The 25,641-nt window shown below is 63.4% G+C and carries 25 protein-coding genes, 1 tRNA gene and 2 pseudogenes; 5 read left to right on the forward strand and 23 right to left on the reverse strand.

The features are described from left to right. Positions 1–61: 61 nt before the first annotated feature. The 3 genes from FJ974_RS05015 to rplU all read right to left on the reverse strand — a co-directional run bounded on the left by FJ974_RS05015 (position 62) and on the right by rplU (position 1,861). A complete protein-coding gene (locus tag FJ974_RS05015) occupies positions 62–649 on the reverse strand; it encodes a GNAT family N-acetyltransferase (protein WP_140538059.1) in 588 nt (195 codons plus the stop codon). 125 nt (positions 650–774) lie between these two features. Then, positions 775–1,044 carry a 50S ribosomal protein L27 gene (gene rpmA, locus FJ974_RS05020; RefSeq protein WP_140538058.1) on the reverse strand — a complete coding sequence of 90 codons (270 nt, stop codon included), beginning with the start codon at positions 1,042–1,044 and terminating at the stop codon, positions 775–777. A gap of 100 nt (positions 1,045–1,144) precedes the next feature. After that, entirely contained in the window at positions 1,145–1,861 is a 717-nt protein-coding gene (gene rplU / locus FJ974_RS05025) for a 50S ribosomal protein L21 (protein ID WP_140538056.1), read from the reverse strand. 363 nt (positions 1,862–2,224) lie between these two features. Between rplU and FJ974_RS05030 the strand changes: the two genes are divergently transcribed. After that, positions 2,225–2,314: transfer RNA gene (locus tag FJ974_RS05030), tRNA-Ser, on the forward strand. 44 nt (positions 2,315–2,358) lie between these two features. Here the strand turns inward: FJ974_RS05030 and FJ974_RS05035 are convergent. Continuing rightward, positions 2,359–2,649: pseudogene (locus FJ974_RS05035) on the reverse strand (IS481 family transposase); the annotation flags it as partial. Positions 2,650–2,867: 218 nt separating this feature from the next. Between FJ974_RS05035 and FJ974_RS05045 the strand changes: the two are divergent. After that, positions 2,868–3,197: a type II toxin-antitoxin system PemK/MazF family toxin gene (locus FJ974_RS05045; protein WP_140538053.1), complete on the forward strand. Its 330-nt coding sequence runs from the start codon at positions 2,868–2,870 to the stop codon at positions 3,195–3,197. Between the two features lie 146 nt (positions 3,198–3,343). Here FJ974_RS05045 and FJ974_RS05050 read toward each other — a convergent pair whose 3' ends face one another. Then, positions 3,344–3,529 (reverse strand): hypothetical protein, encoded by a 186-nt coding sequence (locus tag FJ974_RS05050; RefSeq protein ID WP_226891486.1) that lies wholly within the window; start codon positions 3,527–3,529, stop codon positions 3,344–3,346. A gap of 37 nt (positions 3,530–3,566) precedes the next feature. Continuing rightward, positions 3,567–4,640 (reverse strand): hypothetical protein, encoded by a 1,074-nt coding sequence (locus FJ974_RS05055; protein ID WP_226891488.1) that lies wholly within the window; start codon positions 4,638–4,640, stop codon positions 3,567–3,569. Here FJ974_RS05055 and FJ974_RS05060 point away from each other — a divergent pair. Beyond that, positions 4,560–5,549 carry a DUF1186 domain-containing protein gene (locus FJ974_RS05060; protein ID WP_181177275.1) on the forward strand — a complete coding sequence of 330 codons (990 nt, stop codon included), beginning with the start codon at positions 4,560–4,562 and terminating at the stop codon, positions 5,547–5,549. The two genes, FJ974_RS05055 and FJ974_RS05060, sit on opposite strands and share 81 nt — an antisense overlap. Positions 5,550–5,579: 30 nt before the next feature. Here the strand turns inward: FJ974_RS05060 and recQ are convergent, their stop codons facing one another. The 8 genes and pseudogenes from recQ to uxaC form a co-directional block, all read right to left on the reverse strand. Then, positions 5,580–7,448: a DNA helicase RecQ gene (gene recQ, locus FJ974_RS05065; protein ID WP_140538051.1), complete on the reverse strand. Its 1,869-nt coding sequence runs from the start codon at positions 7,446–7,448 to the stop codon at positions 5,580–5,582. Then, entirely contained in the window at positions 7,445–8,428 is a 984-nt protein-coding gene (locus FJ974_RS05070; RefSeq protein WP_140538050.1) for a hypothetical protein, read from the reverse strand. The genes recQ and FJ974_RS05070 overlap by 4 nt, the downstream gene beginning before the upstream one ends. A gap of 69 nt (positions 8,429–8,497) precedes the next feature. Continuing rightward, positions 8,498–9,244: a sulfotransferase domain-containing protein gene (locus FJ974_RS05075; RefSeq protein WP_140538048.1), complete on the reverse strand. Its 747-nt coding sequence runs from the start codon at positions 9,242–9,244 to the stop codon at positions 8,498–8,500. A 429-nt stretch (positions 9,245–9,673) separates the two neighbouring features. Further along, positions 9,674–9,745: pseudogene (locus tag FJ974_RS05080) on the reverse strand (cupin); the annotation flags it as partial. A 143-nt stretch (positions 9,746–9,888) separates the two neighbouring features. Continuing rightward, a complete protein-coding gene (gene kduD / locus FJ974_RS05085; RefSeq protein ID WP_140538047.1) occupies positions 9,889–10,656 on the reverse strand; it encodes a 2-dehydro-3-deoxy-D-gluconate 5-dehydrogenase KduD in 768 nt (255 codons plus the stop codon). Continuing rightward, the gene (gene kduI / locus FJ974_RS05090) at positions 10,653–11,504 is read right to left on the reverse strand and encodes a 5-dehydro-4-deoxy-D-glucuronate isomerase (RefSeq protein ID WP_140538045.1); all 852 of its coding nucleotides are present in this window, start codon (positions 11,502–11,504) and stop codon (positions 10,653–10,655) included. The genes kduD and kduI overlap by 4 nt, the downstream gene beginning before the upstream one ends. 19 nt (positions 11,505–11,523) lie before the next feature. After that, positions 11,524–12,297: a FadR/GntR family transcriptional regulator gene (locus tag FJ974_RS05095; protein ID WP_140538044.1), complete on the reverse strand. Its 774-nt coding sequence runs from the start codon at positions 12,295–12,297 to the stop codon at positions 11,524–11,526. 70 nt (positions 12,298–12,367) lie between these two features. Beyond that, positions 12,368–13,771: a glucuronate isomerase gene (gene uxaC / locus FJ974_RS05100; protein ID WP_140538042.1), complete on the reverse strand. Its 1,404-nt coding sequence runs from the start codon at positions 13,769–13,771 to the stop codon at positions 12,368–12,370. Between the two features lie 201 nt (positions 13,772–13,972). Between uxaC and FJ974_RS05105 the strand changes: the two genes are divergently transcribed. Further along, positions 13,973–15,478 (forward strand): mannitol dehydrogenase family protein, encoded by a 1,506-nt coding sequence (locus FJ974_RS05105; protein WP_140538041.1) that lies wholly within the window; start codon positions 13,973–13,975, stop codon positions 15,476–15,478. Here the strand turns inward: FJ974_RS05105 and FJ974_RS05110 are convergent. From FJ974_RS05110 to FJ974_RS05145, 8 genes are all read right to left on the reverse strand, one after another. Next, positions 15,475–16,320 carry a hypothetical protein gene (locus FJ974_RS05110; protein WP_140538039.1) on the reverse strand — a complete coding sequence of 282 codons (846 nt, stop codon included), beginning with the start codon at positions 16,318–16,320 and terminating at the stop codon, positions 15,475–15,477. The genes FJ974_RS05105 and FJ974_RS05110 overlap by 4 nt on opposite strands. A 121-nt stretch (positions 16,321–16,441) precedes the next feature. Then, entirely contained in the window at positions 16,442–16,849 is a 408-nt protein-coding gene (locus FJ974_RS05115) for a F0F1 ATP synthase subunit epsilon (RefSeq protein WP_140538038.1), read from the reverse strand. Between the two features lie 108 nt (positions 16,850–16,957). Then, complete coding sequence (gene atpD, locus FJ974_RS05120; protein WP_181177274.1) at positions 16,958–18,556, reverse strand: F0F1 ATP synthase subunit beta; 1,599 nt, start codon at positions 18,554–18,556, stop codon at positions 16,958–16,960. A gap of 65 nt (positions 18,557–18,621) precedes the next feature. Beyond that, a complete protein-coding gene (locus tag FJ974_RS05125) occupies positions 18,622–19,506 on the reverse strand; it encodes a F0F1 ATP synthase subunit gamma (protein WP_140538036.1) in 885 nt (294 codons plus the stop codon). A gap of 34 nt (positions 19,507–19,540) precedes the next feature. After that, positions 19,541–21,070, reverse strand: a complete 1,530-nt coding sequence (gene atpA, locus FJ974_RS05130) for a F0F1 ATP synthase subunit alpha (RefSeq protein WP_140538035.1) — start codon at positions 21,068–21,070, stop codon at positions 19,541–19,543. Next, positions 21,070–21,630 carry a F0F1 ATP synthase subunit delta gene (locus FJ974_RS05135; protein ID WP_140538033.1) on the reverse strand — a complete coding sequence of 187 codons (561 nt, stop codon included), beginning with the start codon at positions 21,628–21,630 and terminating at the stop codon, positions 21,070–21,072. Before FJ974_RS05135 ends, atpA begins: the two co-directional genes overlap by 1 nt. A 348-nt stretch (positions 21,631–21,978) precedes the next feature. Beyond that, a complete protein-coding gene (locus FJ974_RS05140; protein ID WP_140538032.1) occupies positions 21,979–22,374 on the reverse strand; it encodes a DUF4345 family protein in 396 nt (131 codons plus the stop codon). Positions 22,375–22,470: 96 nt separating this feature from the next. Continuing rightward, on the reverse strand, positions 22,471–23,166 hold the full coding sequence (locus FJ974_RS05145) for an aspartate/glutamate racemase family protein (RefSeq protein WP_140538030.1): 696 nt from the start codon (positions 23,164–23,166) through the stop codon (positions 22,471–22,473). Positions 23,167–23,228: 62 nt separating this feature from the next. Between FJ974_RS05145 and FJ974_RS05150 the strand changes: the two genes are divergently transcribed. Next, on the forward strand, positions 23,229–23,417 hold the full coding sequence (locus tag FJ974_RS05150) for a type II toxin-antitoxin system Phd/YefM family antitoxin (RefSeq protein ID WP_140538029.1): 189 nt from the start codon (positions 23,229–23,231) through the stop codon (positions 23,415–23,417). Between the two features lie 10 nt (positions 23,418–23,427). Here the strand turns inward: FJ974_RS05150 and FJ974_RS05155 are convergent, their stop codons facing one another. After that, a complete protein-coding gene (locus FJ974_RS05155) occupies positions 23,428–25,611 on the reverse strand; it encodes a primosomal protein N' (RefSeq protein WP_140538027.1) in 2,184 nt (727 codons plus the stop codon). Positions 25,612–25,641: the final 30 nt, after the last annotated feature.

Here is a 25,641-nt window from a genome sequence, read left to right on the forward strand (position 1 = left end):
CTTCGCAATTCGGCTGGCAATCCGGGTGAGGGGGCGCTTCGTCAGCCTTCCGAAGCAGCCGTCAAAAATGAATCCAGTTCCTGAGGCTCGTCCAGGTTTTGCGGTCCAGCCGGTAGCGCTCGACCGGCACCTGGCCGGCGACGATCGAGTTCAGCATGCCCTGGCCGGCATACTGGAAGCCGCATTTGTGGATGACGCGGCGCGAGGCCGGATTGATCACCCTGGTCGAGGCATGCAGCACCTGGATCGAGGTCTTCTGGAAGGCGAGGTCGACCAGCGCGTGCGCCGCCTCGGTGGCGTAGCCGCGCTTCCAATAGGGCTCGCCGATCCAGTAGCCGAGCTCCAGCCCGCGCTCGGTGGTGTTGAGCCCCGCGCAGCCGACGAAGGTGCCGGTGCCGGCCAAGGTAAGTGCGAAGACGATGCCGGCGCGCCGCGACCCCGCCATGGCGAGGAAGGCTCGCGCCTCGGCTTCGCCATAGGGATGCGGCATACGGGCCAGCATTTCGGCGACGTGACGGTTGTCGGCAAGCTCGACCAGCTGTGCGATATCGCTCTCGCGCGGGGGGCGCATGACCAGCCGCTCGGTGGCGAGCACCGGGCAGTCTATCGCGTAACTTTCGCTTTCTGTGTCTTCCGCTTCGGCAACCATTTTAGTCCTCCAGGGCATAGGAAAAATGAAAAAGGAGAGATGGAAAACCCATCTCTCCTGATCCTTTTCCTGGCCTGGCCAGACCGGTTCCCGAGATGGGTGCCGGTGTTATGGTGCGGAACCGGCTACTCCGCTGCTTTGGTAATCGGGTTCACCGATACGTAGGTTCGGCCGTTGGCTTTTTTGTTGAAGGTGACTGCGCCGGCTTCAAGCGCAAAAAGGGTGTGGTCCGTGCCCATGCCAACGTTGGTGCCCGGGTGCCAGGTAGTGCCGCGTTGGCGGATGATGATGTTGCCGGCAAGCACGGCTTCGCCGCCGAACTTCTTCACGCCCAGACGCTTGGAATGCGAGTCGCGACCGTTGCGCGACGAGCCGCCAGCTTTCTTGTGTGCCATCTAACTAACTCCGATACGCCGCAAGGGCGTTTGAATGGTCTTATGAACGCGTTCGCGTTCCGTTTCAAGCCCGTACCGGCGACGTTTGTCGCCGATGCGCCTACTTCTTCTTCGCCAGTTCCTTGGCCTGCTCGCGCCAATCCTTGATCTGGTCGGCGCTGAACGGCATATGCTCGTCGATCTTGGCGACGTCCTTGTCGGTGAGCTTGGCAAGCTGCGCGAAGGTGACGATGCCCTGCTCGGCGAGGTCCTTGGCCGCGACCGGGCCGATGCCCTTGATTACGGTCAGGTCATCCGGCTCGCCCTTCGGCGCCTTGAACAGCGGCGCGGCGGCCGTTTCTGCCTTCGCCTCTTCCTGCGGAGCGGCCTCTGCCTTGGCTTCCTTCTTGGCCTTGGCCTCCTTCGGCGCAGCCTCGGCCTTCGCCTCGGCGGCGACTTCAGCCTTTGCAGGAGCCTCGGCCCTGGCTTCCGGCTTGGCGGCGGCCTTCTTCGCCGGCTTGGCGCCGCCCAGCAGGATCTCGGAGATCCGCACGGTGGTCAAAAGCTGGCGGTGGCCGATCTTGCGGCGCGAATTCTGCCGGCGGCGCTTCTTGAAAGCAATGACGGTGCGGTTCTTTCCTTGTTCGACGACTTCCGCCGTAACCAGGGCGCCATCGACGAACGGCGCGCCGAAGGTGACGTTCTCGCCCTCGCCATGCGCCAGCACGGTGCCGATCTCGACGATATCGCCGACCTGGGCTTCGACTTTTTCGATCTTCAAGAGATCGTTGGCGGCGACGCGATACTGCTTGCCGCCCGTTTTGATGACTGCGAACATTTTTTGCCTTTCGCTGTTCGGTCGGCCTTGATGAGCCGCCTGAGGCGGTTCGGCCGTCTTTTTGTCAGTCTGCGGGTTCAAAAAACAAGCGGCGCGGAAGACCCCTCCACGCCGAATGCGGGCTGTCCCTAACCGAAGGCTGGGCCAAAGTCAAGGCAAGCGGCCCGTTGCCGGGACCATTGTTGGCGCACCGACAACGAGGCGGTTCGAGATGTCGGCAGCCGCGGTGCCGGCGAGGGTCAGGCGACCGAATTGACACGGCTTTTCCAAGAAGCCGGAAATCGGGCGAATGGGGCCTTGTAACCTGTCCGCCCAGCCGTTATCTAGTGCGCCGCGCCGGCAACGGGCTGACCATGACCTCGCGGAGAGGTGGCAGAGTGGTCGAATGCACCGCACTCGAAATGCGGCATACTCGCAAGGGTATCGGGGGTTCGAATCCCTCCCTCTCCGCCATCGCTCAATTTGTACGGCCCGGAGACATAGGTAACAGTTCGTACCTAAGACATGGGTGACAATCTCGTGCCGAACGGATTGTCGATGGTCTGCAAGGTCCTCTGCTCCAGGTCGACATATCCCAGATCATAATGCATGAAGCTGACGAGCCAAATGCCGTCGTCGACTTCCTTGATTCCGAGCCTCTGACCGGCGAGCACGGTCAAGACGTTGATCTTCTTCCTCATCATGCAGATGCGGCCGCAGGCGGTGACCATGGTGTCCTTGTCATGGAAGGGATTGCCGCAAGACACGTAACGCGTTACAGTGACACTGTTGGCGCTACATGGGAGACCGAAGTGACTGCAACCGCCGAGCGGATGAGAATGATGCGCGAGCGGCGGCGCGGGCGAGGGCTGCGGGAATTGCGCCTGGTCGTGCCTGATCCGCGATTGGCGTCTGTCCGAAAGCGCGTTGCCGCCCAAGCAAGCCGTCTTGACCGGCGCCACGAAGACGAAGCCCTGAGTTGGATCGAAGCCGTTTCGGAATTCGACGAACCCGATCCAAAGGGACGATGAAACGCGGCGACGTTGTGATCGTCGCGGCGGCTGGCGATTACGGAAAGCCGCGACCGGCCGTCATTGTGCAGACCGACGCCTTTCCCGAAAACTATCCATCGGTCGTGGTTTGCCAGATGACATCCGACGTCGTCGACGCTCCGGATTTTCGCATCATGATCGAACCGAGTGAAAAGAATGGTCTGCGCATCCGTTCGCAGATCATGGTCGACAAGCCCGTTACGGTCCGGCGGGAACGGATCGGACAATTGGTTGGGCACCTGGCCGACGCCGATATCGGGCGTCTCAACATCGCCCTTGCTTTCGTCATGGGGCTCGCGGACTGATCTCGATTACAGAGCCATAGCCTAGACATGGTGCTCATCATCGTCGGTCGTGACCCGCCATCCTGCTTCGCTCTTCGAGCTCCGCAGGATTTGGTGGTTCTCTACAAGAAGCAGGATGCGCTCCGAAGGAGGACCTCCTCGAAAACCTATCCCAGCGCCTCCAGACGTTCGATGAAGCGTCCCTTGCCGGCGTGACGCTCCCGGATTGATTGAAACCGGAGGCGAAATTCCTCGACCGTGCCATGTTTTTCGGCGAACCCCAAAAGGTCGGAAAGAAGCGCCGCCGCCTTGTCATAGCCGGCGGGATTGCGGCGTCCGATTTCAGCCTCCACCTCTCCCCAGACACTCTCGCCCCGTCGGAGAATGGCTTCAAGCCGGATTTCTCGCGCCTTCTGGGCCGCCTCCGCTTGTTGTCGCCGTTGCGCTTCCGCCAGTTCCGCCTCGGCGCGCTCGCGCGCAAGGCGGATTTGATGGGCGCGGGCCTGCAGATCGGCAGCTGCGTGCGGCGCCTGGCGCCGTCTGGGGTTCCAAACGTGCCCGGACCATGGCCCGCAACTCGGCGGACACATGCGGTTCGCCATTGAAAACCCGCATGAGCAGGCTGGTTTTCTCGGCATCGCTCATCGTCGCGACCATCCGCCCGGCCATCTCCTGCAACGCTTCTTCAGGAGCCGTTGCCGCGCCTCGCTCAGCCGCTGCCTGGACGAGATCGCGATGGATGCAGAAGAACTCGGCAAACGCTTCGAGCGCGCCGGTCAGCGGCCCGATACCCGGCATCGGCTCCGGCTCGCCGGGCTCGATCTCCCCGGTTTCGACAGCCATCAGCCAAAGCAGATAGGACAGCCTGAGGTCGCCCGCGAGCAGGTCGGCCCGAAGCGGCGCCAGGGCCGGCAGCCAACTCGCGTCGTCATCGCCCCAGTCCTCCAGTTCCAGATCGTCGCGCCAGACGCTCAAAATGATGTTCTCGCCGGCGATCCTGAGCGTGACGTAGTCGGTATCCCCGAGGAAGGCGCCGAGGCGGTCCCGATCGACCAGCCGGGCCGGCAACCTCATCATCAACCGGCGCGATCCCCAGTTCGCCAGATAGAGGTGAAGGTCGAACCAGCGATCCATGAGCTCGTCCGGATCGCCGCGGAAATCGCCCCAATCGTAGGAATTGGTGAAGCTGGTGGTAGTGATCCGCGCCCGTGATGACAGACCGCGAAGCACCTGGCGATCCGCGTTGCTAAGGGGACGATCGACCGCCTGGAATTCATAGTATTGGTATTCGCTCATCGTCGCTCTCAGGATTGACACTGGTGTGTGGCTGAAGGATCGATAGCATACCCCCGGGCCGGGGCTCCATCGACGCGACTGGACGTGATGAAAAAAGAAGATTTGGAAAAGCTGTTTTCCGACGACAGCGGCGACTTCGAGCTGTATCCGATAGACCGCTATCTCCATGCCGTGGCAACCGAACGGCAGGTGCCGGATCTTGCAATCGCGGTCTGTACGATCAGGATAGAAGAATCCGCGCCTCCGCTGCGCGCGGTACTTGAACGCGCCGCGAACGGACGACCTTTGTCGGACGATGAAGAGTTGCTGCTCTTCAGAGGCGTGCATATCCTCGGCGGCGCCCGCGACACCCAGGCATGCCAACCTTTGCTGCGTCTGCTGCGCCGTCCCACCGAGGAAACTGGCCGGCTGCTTGGCGACACCATAACCGAAACCTTGTCGCGCATCATCGTAGGCGTGTTCGACGGCAACGCCGGCCCGCTGTTCGGCGTCATCGCCGACCGCTCCGCCGACGAATTCATCCGCGACGCGGCGTTTGGCGCGGTGACCTTTTTGACCTGGGAAGGTCGCATCGAGCGCGACCGGACACAGCAGTTCCTAGAACGATTTTACAAGGAGAGGTTGGCCGACGACTGGGACTACGCCTGGGTCGGCTGGCTAGAGGCGATCGCTATGCTCGCCCTGCGAGACCTCGTTCCGCTTGTCTACAGCGCTTGGGATGAGGACCGTATCCCCGAAGATGCGCTTGAACGCAGTGATTTCGAAAGCGACCTGCGGGAAGCCGAGCAGCAACCCGGCGACATTGGCCGGTTCGATCGCGCCGGTCTGAGTTATATCGAGGATGTCCTTGTGGCGCTGGATTGGACCCGCGGCCTTGATGATGACGACGGATTCGATTTTGGCGACGACGATTTCGATCTTGACGAGGACGAGGATGGGCAAGCCTCACGGCTGGACCTGGCCTTCTCCAGCGTGATACCGGCCACCAACCCTTGGCGCGACATCGGGCGCAACGATCCGTGCCCTTGTGGAAGCGGCAAGAAATTCAAGAAATGCTGCTTGGCAAACCCGGAATGACGGGGTGACGCGTCAAGGAAAAGCCGTTCCTCAGTTCGACCCACTTGCCTCATGCGCCGCGATCGCGCTCACGAAGATCTCCCCGAACTCCTTGAGCTTCGCTGCGCCCACGCCGTTCACTTCGGCGAAGGCGTCGAGGTCGCGCGGCCGGCGCTCGGCCATGTCGATCAGCGTGCGGTCGGAGAAGACGACATAGGCCGGCACCTGGCGCTCTTTCGCCAGCCGCAGACGCAGCGCCTTGAGCGCGGCCAGCAACCCGGCATCCAGCGCCTCGCCACCCGAAGCGGAAGCCTCCGCAGCCCGCTTCCTGCCACGCGCAAGACGATCCCGGCCCTCGACGCGATAGTGGAACGCAACCTCGCCACGCCCGAGCGCGCGGCCGGTTTCGGAAATGCCAAGGCCGCCATGGCCTTCCGGATCCGGCATCAGAAAGCCGCCCGCGACGAGTTGTCGGATCAGCGACAGCCATACAGTTTTCCTGTGCGCTATGCCCGTCCCGAAACTGGCGAGTTTCTGGTGGCCTCTCGCCAGCACCTTTTCGGTTTCATGGCCAAGCAATATGTCGATGACATGGGCGGCGCCGAAACGCTCGCCGGTCTGCGCGACAGCCGCCAGGATGATGCGCGCCTCGACGCTGCCATCCGCACGCGGCGCCTGCTCGAGGCAATTGTCGCAATTGCCGCAAGGCACCGCCGCCTCGCCGAAATAGCCAAGCAGCACCTGGCGGCGGCACTGCGCCGTCTCGCAATAGCCGATCAGCGTGTCCAGCCGGCCGTGCGAGCGCCTTTTGTGCTCCGGCGAGGCATCCTCGTCGTCGATGAACATCCGGCGCGTGCGGATGTCGCCGAGGCCGTACAGCATATGGGCCTCCGCGGCGCGCCCGTCGCGGCCGGCACGGCCGATCTCCTGGTAATAGGCCTCCAGGCTGCCCGGCAGATCGGTGTGGAAGACATAAGCCACGTCGGGCTTGTCGATGCCCATGCCGAAGGCGATGGTCGCCACCATGACGACGCCTGACAGGGTCATGAAGCTATTTTGATTGGCCTCACGTGCCTCCTTGCTCATGCCGGCATGGTAGGCGAGCGCGGTGACGCCGTTGCGCTCGAGGAAGGCGGCCATCTCCTCCGTCTTCCGGCGTGACAGGCAGTAGACAATGCCGCTCTTGCCTGGATGGCGCTCGACGAAGCGCAGCAGCTGGCGCTTGCTGTCCTGCTTGGTTTCGATTGCCAGCTTGATGTTCGGCCGGTCGAAGCCCAGCACCAGGGTTTTCGCGCGCCCGGCAAACAGCCTCGCCTCTATGTCGGTGCGCGTGGCCTCGTCAGCCGTTGCCGTCAGCGCGATGATCGGCACCTGCGGGAAGATGCCGCGCAGCCGCGACAGGTCCTCATATTCGCGCCGGAACGCCGGGCCCCATTGCGAGATGCAATGCGCCTCGTCGATGGCGATCAGGCGCACGTCGAGCCTGGCAAGCGCGTCGAGCATGCGCTCGGTCATCAGCCGCTCCGGCGCCAGATAGAGCAGGCGCGTCTGGCCAGACGCGACGCGGCGCCATGCCGCGACATTGGTGTCGCGGTCGAAAGAGGAATTGATCGTGTCGGCGGGCACGCCTGCCAGCCGCAACGCCGCGACCTGATCCTGCATCAGCGCCACCAGCGGCGAGACGACGATGGTGAGCCCGCCCAGCACAAGCGCCGGGACCTGGTAACACAGCGACTTGCCGGCGCCTGTCGGCATCACCGCCAGCACGTGACGTCCCTCAAGCAGCGCCTCCATCACGGCGGCCTGGCCGGGACGAAAATCGTCGAAGCCGAACACGTCCTTCAGGACGCGACGCTTTGGATCCGGCCCGCCCGCCGGTGCGCCTGCCGTCGCTTTGATTCCCGTAATGTCCGGGGTCATGGCCACCTCAGTCGCCCGGCCAGGGTCCGCAGCGCCGCGACCGATCTTTGCAGGCGCGTGGTGCCGGCGGCCTCGCCAAGGTAGAGTTCGGCCAGTGCTATGCCGCCTTCACCGGCAACGGCATAAAGCAGCCAAGTGCGGCCGTCCTCCTCGAAAATCGCCGGATCGCGCAACGCGTTCTCCCTGCCTTTTGCCGTACCGCTCCGGCTGCGGCGAACAGGCAGGCCGGCGCCTTCGAAGTCGGTGCCGGGCCGCAGCAGCTCGGTGCTGCCGCGCACCCTCCAACGTTGCCAGTCTCCCGAAAGATCGATCCTGCCATAGAATATTCGCTCCGGCGCGTCGCCCTTGTTCGTGTAGTAGACCACGAGCGAACGCTCGTTTTTCTGTACCGCGACATGCCTGGGCCTCGCGCGCCGCGACCCGGGCAGCACGATCGGCCCCTTGTCGAATCCGGAAAGACCGTCGCCCGATCGACTGAGTTTTATGCTGCCGGCCCCGAACAGCCCGTACCACCAGCCGTCATGGCGAAAGATGCGCGCATAGGAAGGTCCGAGCGCCTCGGAGCGGGGCGTGAAATTCAGCCCGTCGACCGAGGTGGCGGCGAAGGTCATCTGTTCCCGGTCATTCAGCGTCGGGCCGTGAAAATACATGACGATGCGCTGATTTTGCTCGTCGACATGCACATCGGGAGACGCGACGTGGTCCTGGAGGAACGGGCAATCGGCAACCGAGAGCGCGCCGCCGTGATGGATGTGCCACGGGCCCTCCAACGCATCCGAATACGCAAGCCGGATGTAGGTTCCGGTGTGATGCGCGAAATAGAGATAATATTTCCCGAGCCGGCCCGTCACCCAATCGGGCACCCTGATCAGCGAAGGGCCGTTTATGTTGATGCCATCCTTGCCGGGCAGCATGTCCGCGCCGATCAGCAGACCGTGCCGCTTCGCGATCAGCCTGACGCGTTCGTCATCGCCTCTCAAACCCGGTCTCCGCAGCACGCGGACTTCGTTTGCCGCAGCCCGCTCGCCTGTAACGGCTCCCCGCTCATGTCATGCGCCGGTCCAGTCGGGCATATCGTAGCCGAACTCGTCGCAGAAACTCCGCAGCCGGTCGACAAAAGCCGGCGGCAGGCCGCGCAGATAGGCTTGGAATTCTTCGTTGCGCTCCCATTTTTTCAGCGAGGTCGCCCACATCGGATTGCCGGGATCCTCGCTGAAGCGGATGCGCGACTTGAGGTCCAGCGCCCGCGCGATCCGCCCCTGCACGGCATCCGGCGCGCCGATCGTGTCCTCGTAGCGAACATAGACGATTGCACGGTTCGGCTGTGCCTTCCTCAGGCGCAGCAAAGCATCATACTCCGCCAGCCAGCGCTCGGGCGTGACATGGAACCGGCGCTCGCCCCTGGTCTGCGGATGCGAACTGGTGAGCACGTCGAAGGGATGGCGAATGCAATAGATCAGACTGACGGCGGCTGGAAGTCTCTCCAGATGTGCATGACCCCGTTCGGTGCGTTTGACCACAAGATTGGATTCGGGACGGTCCAGCAGGTCCAACTGCGCGTATTTCGCTTCCTGTCGATGGACGAAAGTGTCTTCGAAACACCCCATCAGACGTTGGGTCAGCGTCGTTCCGCTGCGCGCGCAGCCGGCAATGAATATCTTGTGGTAGCGCGCCGTGTCCGACTTTATCCAAAGCCGCCACAGCCGCTTCACATCCAACGCAAGGCGCCGGACCTCCCTGATCGGCCGCCTGGCAGCCGCGCGCGCAAGCGCCTCTGACTTTCGCACAACTTCCATTTTTTTGACGTTTCTCCAGCCGCTAGAGCATGTGTCCCGAAAGTGTGCAGCGGTTTCGGGACAAAGACATGCTGAAAATCAGACCTAAAGCTGTCGCGTGAATCCTTCTTCACGCGACAGGCTTTAGAGCAAATTCCAGGAAAAGTGTGAAACGGTTTTCCGTCCGCAATTGCGTCAAAAACAAAGAGGCAGAGCCGGGTCACCGTTTCCATGAAACGATGAACCGCTCCGGCGGCCTGCCACGGCCGCAAGATCTTGTCGTCTCGTTGGCCCGATATGTCGGACGAGTCCCAGTCTCGTTAAACCTATGTTCACCATATTGCGGCACGGTTGTTGTCCTGCGGCGATGTTCGAGTACCGCGGCTTAGGCAACAAGCCCGTGCCTGCCAAGGCGCGGGCTTTTTGTTTCCGATATCCTCGAATCGAATATCAGGCCAGGAAATCTGCACGGCACGGCGCAAAGCTGTCGACCAGCCGCCCGGCCTCCAGCGCCTTGACGCCACGTCGGTCATCGAGCGTTTTTCCGTTTTGCCTAAAGCATGTCTTCCGAAAGGGTGTAGCGATTTCGGGACAAAGACATACTTAAAATCAAAGACCTAAAGCATGTCGCGTGAATCCTCTTTCACGCGACATGCTTTAGGTCGTCAGCGCGCCAGCCAGCCGCCATCCACCGCAACCACCGCGCCATGCATATAGTCCGACGCCGGCGCGAGCAGGAACACCGCCGCATCGCCGATGTCGTCGGGCCGGCCCCAGCGCCCGGCCGGAATGCGCCCCAGTATGGCGGTGCTGCGATCTGGATCGCCGCGCAGCGCCTCGGTGTTGTTGGTCTCGATATAGCCCGGCGCAATGCCGTTGACGTTGATGCCCCTGTGCGCCCATTCGCAGGCGAGCAGCCGGGTGATGCCGAGCACGCCATGCTTCGAGGCGGTATAAGAGGCGACGCGGATGCCGCCTTGAAAACTCAGCAGCGAGGCGATGTTGACGATCTTGCCGCGCCGTCCGGGCTGTGCCAGCACGCGCCGGGCAAAATTCTGGCATAGGCGAAAGACCGTCTTCAGATTGATGTCGATGACATCGTCCCAATCGGCTTCGCTGAGGTCGACCGCGTCGGCGCGCCGGATGATGCCGGCATTGTTGACCAGGCCGTCGAGCGGACCGCTCTCGTCCCAGATCCGGTCGAGCATGGCGGCGGCCACGGCAGGATCGGCGAGGTCGGCGGCCACCGCCTCGAAGCTCCCGCCCAACTTGGCGATCCTGGCCGCGGTCTCGTCCATGGCCGAGCGACCGACGCCGATGACGGCGCCGCCGGCACGCGCGACCGACGCGGCGATGCCCTGGCCGATGCCGGTGTTGGCGCCGGTGACGAGGACGCGTTTGCCGGCGAGGCTGAAGGCTGAGAGGTCGCTCATTTGAGGTCTTCCATCGCCACCGTATCGACATCGGTATAGTCGATATTGTCGCCGGCCATGGCCCAGATGAAGGCATAATTCGAAGTGCCTGCGCCCGAATGGATCGACCAGCCGGGCGACAGCACCGCCTCCTCGTTGCGCATGACGATGTGGCGCGTCTCGTCCGGCTCGCCCATGAAGTGGAAGACCCGCGCGCTCTCGGCCAGGTCGAAATAAAGATACACCTCCATGCGCCGGTCATGCACATGGCAAGGCATGGTGTTCCACACCGATCCCGGCGCCAGCTGGGTCACGCCGACGACCAGTTGGCAGGTTTTTGCGCCATCGGCGTGGATGAACTGGAAGATCGAGCGTTCGTTGCTGGTCGCCGGGCTGCCGAGATCGAGCCGCTTGGCGTCGCCGATGCGGATCAGCTGGCTGGGATAGATTTGATGCGCCGGCGCGCTCAGCAGGTAGAACTTAGCCGGCTCATCCGGACTTGCGGACGCGAACGATACCAGTTGCGTACCCATGCCGAGATAGAGCATGTCGCGCGCCGTCATTTCATGGGGCAGGCCGTCCGCCGTCACCGTGCCGGCGCCGCCGATGTTGACGACGATCAGCTCGCGCCGGTCGAGGAACGCCTTGGTGCCGGTCGGCTTGATCGCTTCAAGGTGCAGAACGGAATCGACCGGCATGGCGCCGCCGACAATCATGCGGTCGTAATGCGTATAGGTCAGGCTGACGAGGCCGGGATGGAACAGCCCCTCGATGTGGAAATTGTGGCGCAGCTCGTCGGTTCCCATCGCCGCGGCGGCAACCGGGTCGATGGCGAAGCGCGACGAAAATTCAAAGTGTTTGCGACTCATCTTTACCTCGCTCGCATGATCACCCGGCCGGCGCGGCCGTCACCGAATGGGCGTAGTAGGCCTGCCTGGCCTGCAGCCGCTCGCGGTAGCGCTGCTGGCTGTTGGTGAGATGCGTGCGCATCGCCTCGCGCGCGGCGCCGGCATCGCCCGCCGAAATCGCATTGAGGATGACCATGTGCTCGCGCTGCAGGCCGCGCTGGTAGTCGTCGGACTGGACGAGCTCAGTCGACCACTGCGAGGTCACGTCGCAGGGAATGGCGCGGCGGCCGAGCATGTCGAGCATCTCGACATAGAAGGGATTGTTGGTGGCGCTGGCGATCGCCCGGTGGAAAGCAAGGTCGGCCGGGCCGGTCGGCTGGCCGTCGAGCAGCAAACGTTCGAACTCGAAGAAGGCCTCCTGGATCGCCGCCTCCTGCGCGGCGTTGCGACGGAGGGCGGCAAGGCCTGCCGATTCGATCTCGATCGCCAGGCGCACCTCGAGCACGTTGAGCGCGATGGAATCCTTGGCTCCCATTTCGGCGGTGAGCACGCCGAAGGTGGTCGAGATATGCTCGCTGACGAAGACGCCGGCACCTTGTCTCGGTTCGACCAGCCCGTCGGCGGCAAGCCTGGCCAGCGCTTCGCGGATGACGGTGCGGCTGACGCCGAAGGTTTCGGTCAGTTGGCCTTCGGTCGGCAGCTTGCGGCCGGGCGGGATCTCGCCCGCCAGGAGCTGCTTGCGGATCGTCGCAACGACGGTTTCCGAAAGCTTGGGCCTTCGCTCGACCCTGAGATCGATTGCGGTATCAGCCACACCGCGACCTGTGGATCAATTTCGAAAAATGCAACATGACTTTCCTCCGGCAGAAAACATGGCGCTCGGCTCAAAGCCGGTACGCCTTTTTGGCAAGCGTGTAGGCAAGCTCCCTCGCCAGCTCGTGCGCCTCCTCCTCGCGCAGCCGATGCTCGGCGACGAGCCGCGCCAGGAAGGCGCAGTCGACGCGGCGGGCGACGTCGTGGCGCGCCGGAATCGACGGAAAGGCGCGGGTGTCGTCGTTGAAGCCGACGGTGTTGTAGAAGCCGGCCGTCTCTGTGGTCATCTCGCGGAAGCGGCGCATGCCTTCCGGGCTGTCGTGGAACCACCAGGCCGGGCCGAGCTTCAGCGCCGGATAGACGCCGGCGAGCGGCGCCAGCTCGCGCGAATAACTGGTCTCGTCGAGCGTGAACAGGATGATCGCGAGGTCGCGTTCCAGCCCGACGCAATCGAGCAGCGGCTTCAGCGCCGCCGCATAATCGGTCCTTGTCGGGATATCGAAACCCTTGTCGCGGCCGAATCTCTGGAAAATAGCCGGCGAATGATTGCGCCATGAACCGGGATGGATCTGCAGCACCAGGCCGTCGTCGCGGCTCATCTTGGCCATTTCGGTCAGCATCTGGGCGCGGAACAGCCGCCGCTCGCGCTCGTCGTCCGAACCGCGGCGGATGCGGTTGAACAACTCTTCCGCCGCGGCGTCGGAAAGGTTGGCGGTCTCGGCGGTCGGATGGCCGTGGTCGGACGAGGTCGCGCCGAATTCCTTGAAGTAGGCGCGCCGCTGGCGGTGCGCATCGAGATAGCCGGCCCATGTGCCGGTATCGCGGCCGGTGATTTCGCCGAGACGGTCGAGATTGGCGGCAAAACCTTCGAAATCGGGATCGACGACGGCGTCCGGCCGATAAGCGGTGACGACGCGGCCTTTCCAGCTGCTGTCGCGGATCATCCGGTGCCATTTGAGATCGTCGAGCGCGCCCTCGGTCGTTGCAATCACCTCGATGTTGAAGCGCTCGAACAGCGCCCGCGGCCGATAGTCGTCGCGTGCGAGCAGCGCGGCGATCGTGTCGTAATGACGGTCCGCGGTGCCGGCGCTCAGCGGCTCGTCGATGCCGAACAGATGTTCCAGCACATGGTCGAGCCAGAGCCGGGTCGGCGTGCCGCGAAACAGATGATAGTGCTCGGCAAAGCGCCGCCAGATCGTCCTGCCGTCGGTCTCGACCGGTGTGCCGTCTAGCGTCGGCACGCCGAGCTCTTCCAGCCGCACGCCCTGGCTGAACAGCATGCGGAAAATGTAATGGTCGGGCACGATCAGCAATTGCGCCGGATCGGGGAAAGCCTCGTCGAGCGCATACCAGCGCGGGTCGGTATGACCATGCGGGCTGACGATGGGAAGGTCTTTCACTCCCGCATAGAGGGCTCGAGCCACCGATCGCGTTTCCGGCGCAAACAGCAGGTCCGGATCGGTCAGTGCGGCCATGTCGCTCCTCCAGGAAGGCGTAACCGGTATGGTCGCCCGGAAATAATGTCAACATACAAAAATCGGCTTGTTGTATGATGACTTTCGATCGGCAGCCGGCCATTGTGCGGGCCGCCAGCGGGTGTTATGCCGCTGACAACTCATCTTCGCTGCCTTCCGCCGGGAGTTGATTGTGGTCCAATCCGGAGACTTCGCGCAACAATGAAGAGCCGTCTTTCGAACGCTGCGGCCGCGACATTGCCGGCCGCAATTGCCGTGCCGCGCTACGACCGTGGCGCGGTCACGCCCGGCATCGTCCATCTCGGTGTCGGCGCCTTTCACCGCGCCCATCAGGCAGCCTATGTCGACGCCTGTCTGGCGGACGGCGCGACGGATTGGGGCATCGTCGGCGTCTCGCTGCGCAGCCCGGACACGCGCGACGCGCTGGCGCCGCAAGACGGGCTTTACACCTTGGCAATCAGGGACAGCGGCGGCGAGCAATTGCAGGTCGTCGGCTCGATCCTGTCGCTGCTGGTGGCGCCCGAAGGTCCTGGTGCGGTGCTCGCCGCGCTGACCGACCCGCGCATCCGCATCGTCACTCTGACCATTACCGAGAAAGCCTACTTGAGAGCGGCCGACGGCAGTCTCGACGAAGCGCATCCCGATATCGTACACGACCTGTCGAACCCCGGATCGCCGAAGACAGCGCATGGCTTCCTCGCCGAGGCGCTCGCGCGCCGTCGCGCCGCCGGCACGCCGCCCTTCACCGTGCTTTGTTGCGACAATTTGCCGGCCAACGGCGCCACGCTGCATGGGCTGCTGCTCGCCTTTGCGGAATTGCGCGATGGCCGGCTAGCCGCGTCAGGCGATGGCTCGCTCGCCAGCCACATTGCCGGCGAAGTCGCTTTTCCGTCGAGCATGGTCGACCGCATCGTGCCGGCCACCACCGATGCCGATCGAGAGCGTATCGCCGGCGAGATCGGCGTCGAGGACGCCTGGCCGGTGATGACCGAGCCGTTCTGCCAATGGGTGATCGAGGATCGTTTTCCGGCGGGCCGCCCGGCCTGGGAGAAATTCGGCGTCACCATGGTCGAGGACGTGCGGCCGTTCGAGGACATGAAGCTCAGGCTGCTCAACGGTGCGCATTCCGCCATCGCCTATCTCGGCCTTCTCAGCGGCCACGCCACAGTCGACCGCGCCTTTGCCGACCCGGCGATCCGGCAGTTTGTCGACTGGCTGTGGGCCGAGGCCATCCCGACCTTGCCGCAGGATGCCGGGCTCGACCCAATCCCTTACACGGCCGAGCTCGCCAGGCGCTTTTCCAACACGGCCCTTGCCCACCGCACAGCGCAGATCGGCAACGACGGCAGCCAGAAACTGCCGCAGCGCATCATCGCTTCCGCCCTTGCAAGACTTGAAACCGGACTGCTGCCAGAACATCTGGCACTGGTGGTCGCCGCCTGGATCGCCGCCTGCGCAGCGCGCGGCATCAGCTTACCCGAGAGCCACTTCACCGACCCGCTTGATTCAGCATTGGCGGCGCTTTTAAGCCGTAACCTGCCGACTGAAGAAATGGTTGCCGCAGTATTCGACCTCGCCGGCTTCGCCAAGGGTCATTCCGAGCGCCAGACGCTGATCGAGTTCGTGGCCACCCATCTCGCCCATCTGCGGCAGGGCGGCCCAGCGCTTGCGCTGGCCGCGCTCGGCATGGGAGGCGAGAAATCCTAAGCCAAAGCTGGCACTGGTTCGGGCCCGAAGTCTGCGAACGAAGCCTCTGTTGAGCCCCATCTCTTGCGAGCACCTGCCAGTCTTTCGTCGAGACCCCGCTCGTCGATAAGCTCAATGAAATCAAGAACGTGAAGGAGAATCCGCTGTAATCTGACCTTCCTAAAATCCTTATTGCCGTCCTCCAGGTCGAGCAGAAAATTGATAACAACTTGCGACCATGACTTAGTCGAACTTATGCCATCACTATTTATTAGGTCGACAAAACGCCCGTACCCAATAATCGACCTAGTCGCTCCTTTGCTTTCAATCATTGATTCTCCGATAGCGCGCAGTTCTTCTCGGAAGATAAGGGTGTCACGCCAGCTATCCCAATCGTCGGCCAAGTTTATGTGGCCGTCAGCAAAATCTGCTCTTATATCGGACAAGGCTTTATCTATCTCAGCGGTATGCGGATTCTCCGATGGCTGATAGAAGGTAAGCTCTTGCCGATATAGCTCGAGCCACCCTAGAAAGGCAGAAAAACGGTACAAACTGCTGACGAGTTTGTGGCGCTTGTAGTTGGGATCTTGATTGCTGTTTCTTTCTTGTCTCAATGGCCGCGACTGAAAAACTCGGCCAGATAGAAATACCGTGGGATAAGTATCACAAATCTCTAACAAACGGTAAGCTAGCTCTCGTGCGGATAACTTAAGTGGATCACGGTATTTCTGGTATATTTGTTCAAGAGCTCGATCTTGCTTCCACAGCTCGAACGATCTCGAAAAAAGTATTCTTTTAGGACGATCCCGAGAATTGACCCGACGGTCGATACCAAGGCACCAACGAATGCGAAGCCCAGCCAAGTTTTGAGGTCTAGCCCAAGCACAAAAACACCCCCCGGAGTTTTTTCTCTCTCCGAGAGTAACAAAGTTCGATGAGATTTGAAACCACCGGCAGGCTGACTATGCCGATGACCTGCTGCTCTCAAGCCGGCAGCAGCGCGCCTTCCAGCGTGGTGAGCTGGCTAAGGAACTGTTCCGCCCGACTGCGGCTCTCGTCGTCCTTGGCGTCGGCGGCGTCTTCCCTGGCTTCCTGGATACGGCGGGTGAGATCAGCCCGGTCGATGTCGTTGACGTGCACCGCCGATTCGGCAAGCAGCGTGCAGCCCGAAGGCAGGATATCGGCGAAGCCGCCGAACACGACGAAGCGCTCCTGCTTGCCGCCCGCGGTGTTCACGGTAACAACGCCGGGCTTGATCGTGGTCATCACCGGCGCGTGCTGCGCCATGACGGTCATCTCGCCCTCGGCGCCCGGAATGACGACCGACTCGACCTGCTCGGAAACAAGCAGCCGCTCCGGCGCAACCAGTTCGAATTTGAACGCTTCAGCCATGTCAATCTAGTGAGTAGGGAATAGTGAGTAGTCAGTAGTGAAAGGCGGCAAACGCCTGGATCACACCGCTAATCACTACTCACTATTCACTACTCCCTATTCGCTTCTTTACGCCGCTTCAGCCGCCAGGCGCTGCGCCTTCTCGACCGCTTCCTCGATGCCGCCGACCATATAGAAGGCGGCTTCCGGCAGGTGGTCGTAGTCGCCGGCGCAGAGGCCCTTGAAGCCCTTGATGGTGTCGGCAAGGTCGACCAGCTTGCCCGGCGAGCCGGTGAACACTTCGGCGACGAAGAACGGCTGCGACAGGAAGCGCTCGATCTTGCGCGCCCGGGCAACGGTCTGCTTGTCCTCTTCCGACAATTCGTCCATGCCCAGGATGGCGATGATGTCCTGCAGCGACTTATAGCGCTGCAGGATCGACTGTACCTGGCGGGCAACCTGGTAGTGCTCCTCGCCGACGACCATCGGGTCGAGCATGCGCGAGGTCGAGTCGAGCGGATCGACGGCCGGGTAAATGCCCTTTTCCGAGATTGCGCGGTTGAGCACCGTGGTGGCGTCGAGGTGGGCGAACGAGGTCGCCGGCGCCGGGTCGGTCAGATCGTCGGCCGGCACGTAGATCGCCTGCACCGAGGTGATCGAGCCCTTGGTGGTCGTGGTGATGCGCTCCTGCAGCGCGCCCATATCGGTGGCCAGGGTCGGCTGGTAGCCCACGGCGGAAGGAATACGGCCGAGCAGCGCCGACACTTCCGAGCCCGCCTGCGTGAAGCGGAAGATGTTGTCGACGAAGAACAGCACGTCCTGGCCCTGGTCGCGGAAATATTCGGCGACCGTCAGGCCGGTCAGGCCGACGCGGGCGCGCGCGCCCGGCGGCTCGTTCATCTGGCCGTAGACGAGCGCTGCCTTGGAGCCCTGGCCGCCGCCCTTCTTGTTGACGCCCGATTCGATGAACTCGTGATAGAGGTCGTTGCCTTCGCGGGTGCGCTCGCCGACGCCGGCGAACACCGAGAAGCCGCCATGCGCCTTGGCGACATTGTTGATCAGTTCCTGGATCAGCACCGTCTTGCCGACGCCGGCGCCGCCGAACAGGCCGATCTTGCCGCCGCGGGCGTAAGGGGCGAGCAGGTCGAGAACCTTGATGCCGGTGACCAGGATCTGCGCTTCCGTAGACTGGTCGACATAGGCCGGAGCCGGCTGGTGGATGGCGCGTATTTCGACGCCGTCGACCGCGCCGGCCTCGTCGACCGGCTCGCCGATGACGTTGATGATGCGGCCGAGCAGGCCCGGACCGACCGGCACCGAGATCGGTGAGCCGGTGTCGAAGACCTCCTGACCACGGACCAGGCCTTCGGTGGAGTCCATGGCGATGCAGCGCACGGTTTTTTCGCCGAGGTGCTGGGCAACCTCGAGCACCAGGCGGTTGCCGACATTGGTGGTTTCGAGCGCGTTCAGGATCGCCGGCAGATGGTCTTCGAACTGCACGTCGACGACGGCGCCGATGACCTGGCGGACCTTGCCGGCGGCGCCGACCCGCTTCGTCGCAACGCTCACCGACCTCGCCGCGGCCGGCTTGGCCGGCGCTGCTGCCTTGGCCGGGGCGGCCGCCTTCTTGGCCGGAGCGGCCTTCGCGGCTGCTTCCGGAGCCGTTGCCGCGGCCTTGGGGGCCGCTGCCGCCTTGGCGGCGGTCTTCGGGGTAGCTGCTTTCGCCATCGTCTTTGCCCTTCTCGTCTATCTGTTGCTCACGCGGTCTGCTCGGGGACGGCCCCGCAAACCGCCTAGAGCGCCTCGGCGCCCGAAATGATTTCGATCAATTCCTTGGTGATCTGCGCCTGCCGCTGGCGGTTGTAGGTGATCGACAGCTTGTTGATCATGTCGCCGGCGTTGCGCGTCGCATTGTCCATGGCGCTCATCTTGGCGCCCATCTCGCCGGCTGCGTTCTCGAGCAGCGCGCGGAAGATTTGCACGGCGATGTTGCGCGGAATGAGCTCGGAGAGTATCTCGCCCGGCTCCGGCTCGTATTCGTAGACGGCGACAGCGCCGTTGCCCGTCTCGGCGGTGGCGGAAGCCTCGCCCGCGGGAACGATCTGCTGCGCGGTCGGGATCTGGCTGATCACCGACTTGAACTTCGAGTAGAACAGCGTGCAGACGTCGAAGCCGCCCTGGTTGAACAGGTGGATGACCTTGCGCGCGATCGCATCGGCATTGACGAAGCCCAGCGTTTTGACCTCGCGCAGATCGACGCGCTCGAGGATCATCGAGGCATAGTCGCGGCGCAGGATGTCGAAACCCTTCTTGCCGACGCAGATGATCTTGACCTGCTTGCCGTCGGCCAGAAGCCTGCGGATGTGCTCGCGGGCAAGCCGCGCGATCTGCGAATTGAAGCCGCCGCACAAGCCGCGCTCGGCGGTGCAGACGATGAGCAAATGCACGTCGTCCCTGCCGGTGCCGGTCATCAGCGCCGGCGCATCGCCGCCGCCGCCGACCGCCTGGGTGATGTTGGCCAGCACCGCGCCCATGCGCTCGGAATAGGGTCTAGCCGCTTCCGCCGCTTCCTGCGCGCGCCGCAGCTTCGCCGCGGCGACCATCTGCATCGCCTTGGTGATCTTCTGCGTCGCCTTGACCGAGGCGATACGGTTACGAAGGTCTTTTAATGAAGGCATGCTTCAAACCTGATCCCGTCCGTCCGGCTTTGTCTCAAGCGAAGGTCTTGGCGAAGGCGTCGATCTCGGCCTTCAGCTTGCCGCGCAGATCGTCCGAAAGCGCCTTTTCCTTGCGGATGCCGTCGAGCACATCCTTGCCGGCCGAGCGCATGTGGCTGAGCAGGCCATGCTCGAACTTGCTGACCTGGTTGAGTTGCAGCTTGTCGAGATAGCCGTTGACGCCGGCGAAGATCACCGCGACCTGCTCCTCGGTCTTGAGCGGCGAAAACTGCGGCTGCTTCAAAAGTTCCGTCAGGCGCGAGCCGCGGTTGAGCAGGCGCTGCGTGGCGGCGTCGAGGTCGGAGCCGAACTGTGCGAAGGCCGCCATTTCGCGGTACTGCGCGAGCTCGCCCTTGATCGAGCCTGCGACCTGCTTCATCGCCTTGATCTGCGCCGACGAGCCGACGCGCGACACCGATAGACCGACATTCACCGCCGGGCGGATGCCCTGGAAGAACAGGTTGGTTTCGAGGAAGATCTGGCCGTCGGTGATCGAAATCACGTTGGTCGGGATATAGGCCGACACGTCGTTGGCCTGCGTCTCGATGATCGGCAGCGCCGTCAGCGAGCCGTTGCCGTTGTCGTCGTTGAGCTTGGCGGCGCGCTCCAGCAGGCGCGAGTGCAGGTAGAAGACGTCGCCCGGATAGGCTTCGCGGCCCGGCGGGCGGCGCAGCAGCAGCGACATCTGGCGATAGGCGACGGCCTGCTTCGACAGATCGTCATAGCTGATCAGCGCATGCATGCCATTGTCGCGGAAATATTCGCCCATTGTGCAGCCGGCGAACGGCGCCAGGAACTGCATCGGCGCCGGATCGGAAGCGGTGGCGGCGACGATGATCGAATAATCGAGCGCGCCGCGCTCTTCCAAGACCTTCACGAACTGCGCGACGGTCGAGCGCTTCTGGCCGACGGCGACGTAGACGCAGTAGAGCTTTTCCGTCTCCGGGCCGTTGTCGTGCACCGCCTTCTGGTTCAGCATCGTGTCGAGGATGATGGCGGTCTTGCCGGTCTGGCGGTCGCCGATGACCAGCTCGCGCTGGCCGCGGCCGACCGGGATCAGCGCGTCGATGGCCTTGAGGCCGGTCGACATCGGCTCGTTGACCGACTTGCGCGGAATGATGCCGGGCGCCTTGACGTCGACGCGCTTGCGTTCGGTCGCCTTGATCGGGCCCTTGCCGTCGATCGGGTTGCCGAGCGCGTCGACGACGCGGCCGAGCAGGCCGGGACCGACCGGAACGTCGACGATGGCGCCGGTGCGCTTGACGGTGTCGCCTTCCTTGATGTCGCGGTCGTTGCCGAAGATGACGACGCCGACATTGTCGGCTTCGAGGTTCAGCGCCATGCCGCGGATGCCGCCGGGGAACTCGACCATCTCGCCGGCCTGGACATTGTCGAGGCCGTAGACGCGGGCGATGCCGTCACCGACCGACAGCACCTGGCCGACTTCGGAGACCTCGGCCTCCTTGCCGAAATTCTTGATCTGGTCTTTCAGAATTGCGGAAATTTCCGCGGCGCGGATGTCCATCAGCCGACCTCTTTCAGTGCAAGCTTGAGCGAATTGAGTTTGGTTTTGAGCGACGTGTCGATCTGGCGCGAGCCCATCTTGACGATCAGTCCGCCGAGCAGCGTTGGGTCGACGGTGACGGCGATAGCCACGTCCTTGCCGGCAATGCCCTTCAGCGTCGTCTTGAGCTCGGTTTCCTGGGCAGCCGTCAGTTCATGCGCCGAGGTAACCTCGGCCGAAGTCTCGCCGCGATGATCGGCGGCGATGCGACGGAACGCCCTGATCATGCCGGGCACGGCAAACAGCCGGCGGTTCCTGGCGACGACGCGCAGGAAATTGCCGGTGAGACCGGTGATGTTGGCCTTGTCGGCGATCGCCGCGATGGCCTTGGCCTGATCCTCGCTGGAGAACACCGGGCTGTTGATTAGCCGGGAAAGGTCGGCGCTGTCGTTCAGCATCGCCTCGAAGGCGTTGAGGTCGGCCTCGACCTTGGCGACCGCATTGTCCTGCAGCGCCAACTCGAACAACGAGCCTGCATAGCGCTCTGCGACAGTTGAGATTGGCGATGACGATTGGGCCACGGACCGTCTTTTCTCTTGTCTGACAGGCCGCAGATTGTTGGCGCGAGCGAAAACTCTGGCTAAATCTTTGACCTTACTGCAAATTTTCCAAGCACGGAGGTCGGCTTCCGCTATCCCCGGCCGAAAGTCGATTGCCGTCTAGCACAGGCCTTTTAAGACCGCAATGCGTCGCCCGGAATGGTTTTCAGGCACTTTTGTCGCATCCGGCGGCAGAGTCCAGCCCAAGCGCCGGATTAAAGCATGTCTCCCGAAAGTGTGCAGCGGTTTCGGGACAAAGACATGCTTAAAATCAAAGACCTGAAACATGTCGCGTGAATCCTTTTCACGCGACATGCTTCAGCCGCTTAATCAGGGCAAAAAGCCGAAAGCGAAGGCCAGCGGCAAGGCTGCCAGCACCAACTCGACCGCGATCGAAACCCAGTTGAAAGGGGTGTTGGCGCCGTCCGACATCATCGACAGCAGCCGCCCGAAGGCGGTGAACAGCCAGGAGAAGCCGAGCGCCATGTAGAGCAGCGGCTGCGCCAAAAGGATGCAGCACAGGCTGACGCCGAGATAAAAGCCCGACATGCGGCCGCGCCCCTCGGCGATCGCCGCCGCCTTTTCCGGCTTGACCTGCAGGCGCAGGATGCGGAAGGCCAGCCCCGGTGCCAGGAACAGCAGCAGGCCAAGAGCCAAGGTGACCACGGCGCTCGACCATGCCAGCCATTCGCCCTGGCTCGCCGGCCACGGAAATGCAAACTCCATCTCGTCCCCTCGTAAAATGCTTGTTGGAAATTTCCGCATTCTAGCGAAGGAAAAGCACCGCGCCAGATAGCTGCCGGAAGATTAGGAAATTCACGGTCAAGAGAGCGCGAAGTCGATCGCCGCCTCGGCATGAATGCGCGTGGTGTCGAACACCGGAACGTCGAAATCCTGCTGGCCGATCAGCATGGTTATCTCGGTGCAGCCCATGATGACGCTATCGATCTTTTCATCGCGCCGCATACGGCCGATCTCCGCGACATAGGCCGTTTTCGATGGTTCGCTGATGACGCCCTGGCAAAGTTCGTCATAGATCACCCGGTGCACCATGTCGCGGCCGGCCTGGTCGGGTACCACTGGCTCAAGGCCGTATTTGTCGGCAAGCCGGCCCTTGTAGAAATCCTGCTCCATGGTGAAGCGCGTTGCCAGCAGCGCCGGTCGCCTCACGCCGGCATCGACGACAGCCCGCGCCGTTGCATCGGCGATGTGGATCAGCGGGATCGACACCGCTGCCTGCATCTGATCGGCGAGCTTGTGCATGGTGTTGGTGCAGATCACAAGGCCTTGCGCACCGCCTGTCTCCAGCTTGCGTGCCGCCGCCACCAGAAGCACGCCGGCGCCTTCCCAGTCACCCGCATGCTGCCGCTCGGCGATCTCGGCGAAATCGAACGACCACAACAAGAGCTTCGCCGAATGCAGCCCGCCCAGCCGTTCGCGCACGACTTCGTTGAGCAGGCGATAATAGATGGCGCTCGATTCCCAACTCATGCCGCCGAGCAAGCCAAGGGTTTTCAAAATCGTATCTCTTCTTCGGGAGGTTTCATGATACATTGGAGAACGAGGGTGAGGAGTGCCAAATGAAGACCATGGCAAGCAGCAAAGCGCGAGACCAGCTGTGCGCCTTGATCCGTAACGCCGGAAAGGGCAGCCCGACAACGATAACCAAGCGCGGACGGCCAGTAGCTATGGTCGTGTCGATCGAGGACGCACTTCGTTTATATCCGGATGAATTTCCGCAGCACCTCAAACTGAATATTCCCAAGTAGACAGCTGACCTCACAAAAAGCTCTGCGGGTCGATGTCGACCTGCACGCGCACCGAACCGCGCAGCTTCGGTCCTTCGGCCAGCATGGCGCGGATGAAGCCTTGCATGTCGGCGCGCCGCTCGCCCTGGATCAGCAGACGGAAGCGATGGCGGCCGCCGAGCAGCGACAGCGGCGCCTCGGCGGGGCCGAGCACGAAGATATCCAAGGCCGTGGGCGCCGCGCGCCGCAGGCCGCGCGCGTGGCCTTCCGCCTCGCCCCGCGATGCGGCGCTGACGATGACGCCGGCGAGCCGGCCGAAGGGCGGCAGCGCTGCCCGCTCGCGCTCGGCGATCTCGCGCTCGTAGAAGGCGTCGGCATCGCCGGAAACGATCGCCCGCATCACCGGATGATCCGGTTGGTAGGTCTGCAGCAGGCCGAGGCTTTTCTTGCCGGTGCGGCCGGCGCGTCCGGTCACTTGGCTGAGCAGCTGGAATGTGCGCTCGGCGGCGCGCGGATCGCCGTTGGCGAGCCCGAGGTCGGCATCGACCACCCCGACCAGTGTCATGCCTGGAAAATTGTGCCCCTTGGCGACGAGCTGCGTACCGATGACGATATCGGCCTCGCCCTTGGCAACCGCCTCCAATTCGAGCCGCAGCCGGCGCACGCCGCCCAGAAGGTCCGACGAAAGCACGATGGTGCGCGCATCGGGGAAATGCGCCACCACCTCCTCGGCAATGCGCTCGACGCCCGGCCCGCATGCCACCAGATGATCGAACGTGCCGCATTCCGGGCAGGCCTCCGGCCGCCGCTCATTGTGTCCGCAATGGTGGCAGACGAGCTGGCCGCGAAAGCGGTGTTCGACCAGCCAGGCCGAGCACACCGGGCAGCCGAAGCGGTGGCCGCAGACCCGGCAAAGCGTCAGCGGCGCGTAGCCGCGGCGGTTGAGGAAGAGCAGCGACTGTTCCTGCCTTTCCAGTGTCCGTCGCATATGGTCGGTCAGGACCGGGGAGAGAAAACCGCCGCGGGCCGGCGGCGCACGGCGCATATCGATCGACTTCAGGTCGGGCAGCGCCGCCTCGGCGAAGCGCGACGACAGCACCGCCCTGCCATAGCGGCCCTGGCTGGCGTTGACCCGGCTTTCGACCGACGGCGTCGCTGAGGCCAGCACCACCGGGAAGCCGCCGATATGCCCGCGCACCACAGCCATGTCGCGCGCATTGTAGAAGACGCGGTCCTCCTGCTTGTAGGCGGGGTCATGCTCTTCGTCGACGACGATCAGGCCGAGCTCGCGGAACGGCAGGAACAGCGCCGAGCGCGCGCCGGCGACGACGCGCACGCCGCCTTCCGCCACCTGCCGCCAGACTTTTTCGCGCATTCTTGGCGGCAAATCCGAATGCCATTCCGCCGGCTTGGCGCCAAAGCGGCCCTGGAAGCGCTCGAGGAAGGCATGCGTAAGCGCGATTTCCGGCAACAGGATCAGCACCTGCCTGCCCCGCTGAAGCGCTGTCGCGACCGCCTCGAAATAGACTTCGGTCTTGCCCGAACCGGTAACGCCGTCGAGCAAGGTGACGCCGAAGGCATCGGCCGCGACCGCCGCGCGCAGCTTTTCGGCGGCGGCTTCCTGGTCGGGCATCAATTCCGGCACGGCATGGTCGGGATCGGGCGCCGCCACCACCGGCCGCGGCGGGATCATCACGGCCTCGAACACGCCTTGCGCCCTGAGCCCGTCGATGACAGTCGAGGAGACACCGGCCGCATGCGCCAGCCCCGAGCGCGTCCAGGCAAGCCCGCTTTCGGTCGTTTCCAGCACGCGCCGCCGCGCTTCCGTCAGCCGGTCTGGCTGCGCAAGCGTGCGCTGCAAGCCTTCTATCCATGGCTCCGGATCGAAGGCTTCGGGTGCCCTGAGCAACATGCGGGCCACCATGCCGGGGGCCGACAGCGTGTACTGCGCGATCCAGTCGACGAAGCGGCGCATCGCCCGGTCGATCGGCGGGCAGTCGAACACCTCCTCGATCGCGCGCAGCTTCCTGGCGTCGACCGTCTCGACGGCGCCGTCCCAAACGATGGCCGCAACCTGCCGGGGCCCGAGCGGCACGCGCACGATCGAGCCCGGCACGACGCGCATGCCGGGCGGCACCGCATAGGTGTAGGGTCGCTCTGCCGGCATCGGCACCAGCACCGGTGCGGCCGCGACAAAGGGCGAATCTTCCATCATGAGGCGTGACCTTGCCCCGACTTTGCTCTA

Source organism: Mesorhizobium sp. B1-1-8 (genome assembly GCF_006442795.2).
Classification (GTDB): Bacteria; Pseudomonadota; Alphaproteobacteria; order Rhizobiales; family Rhizobiaceae; genus Mesorhizobium.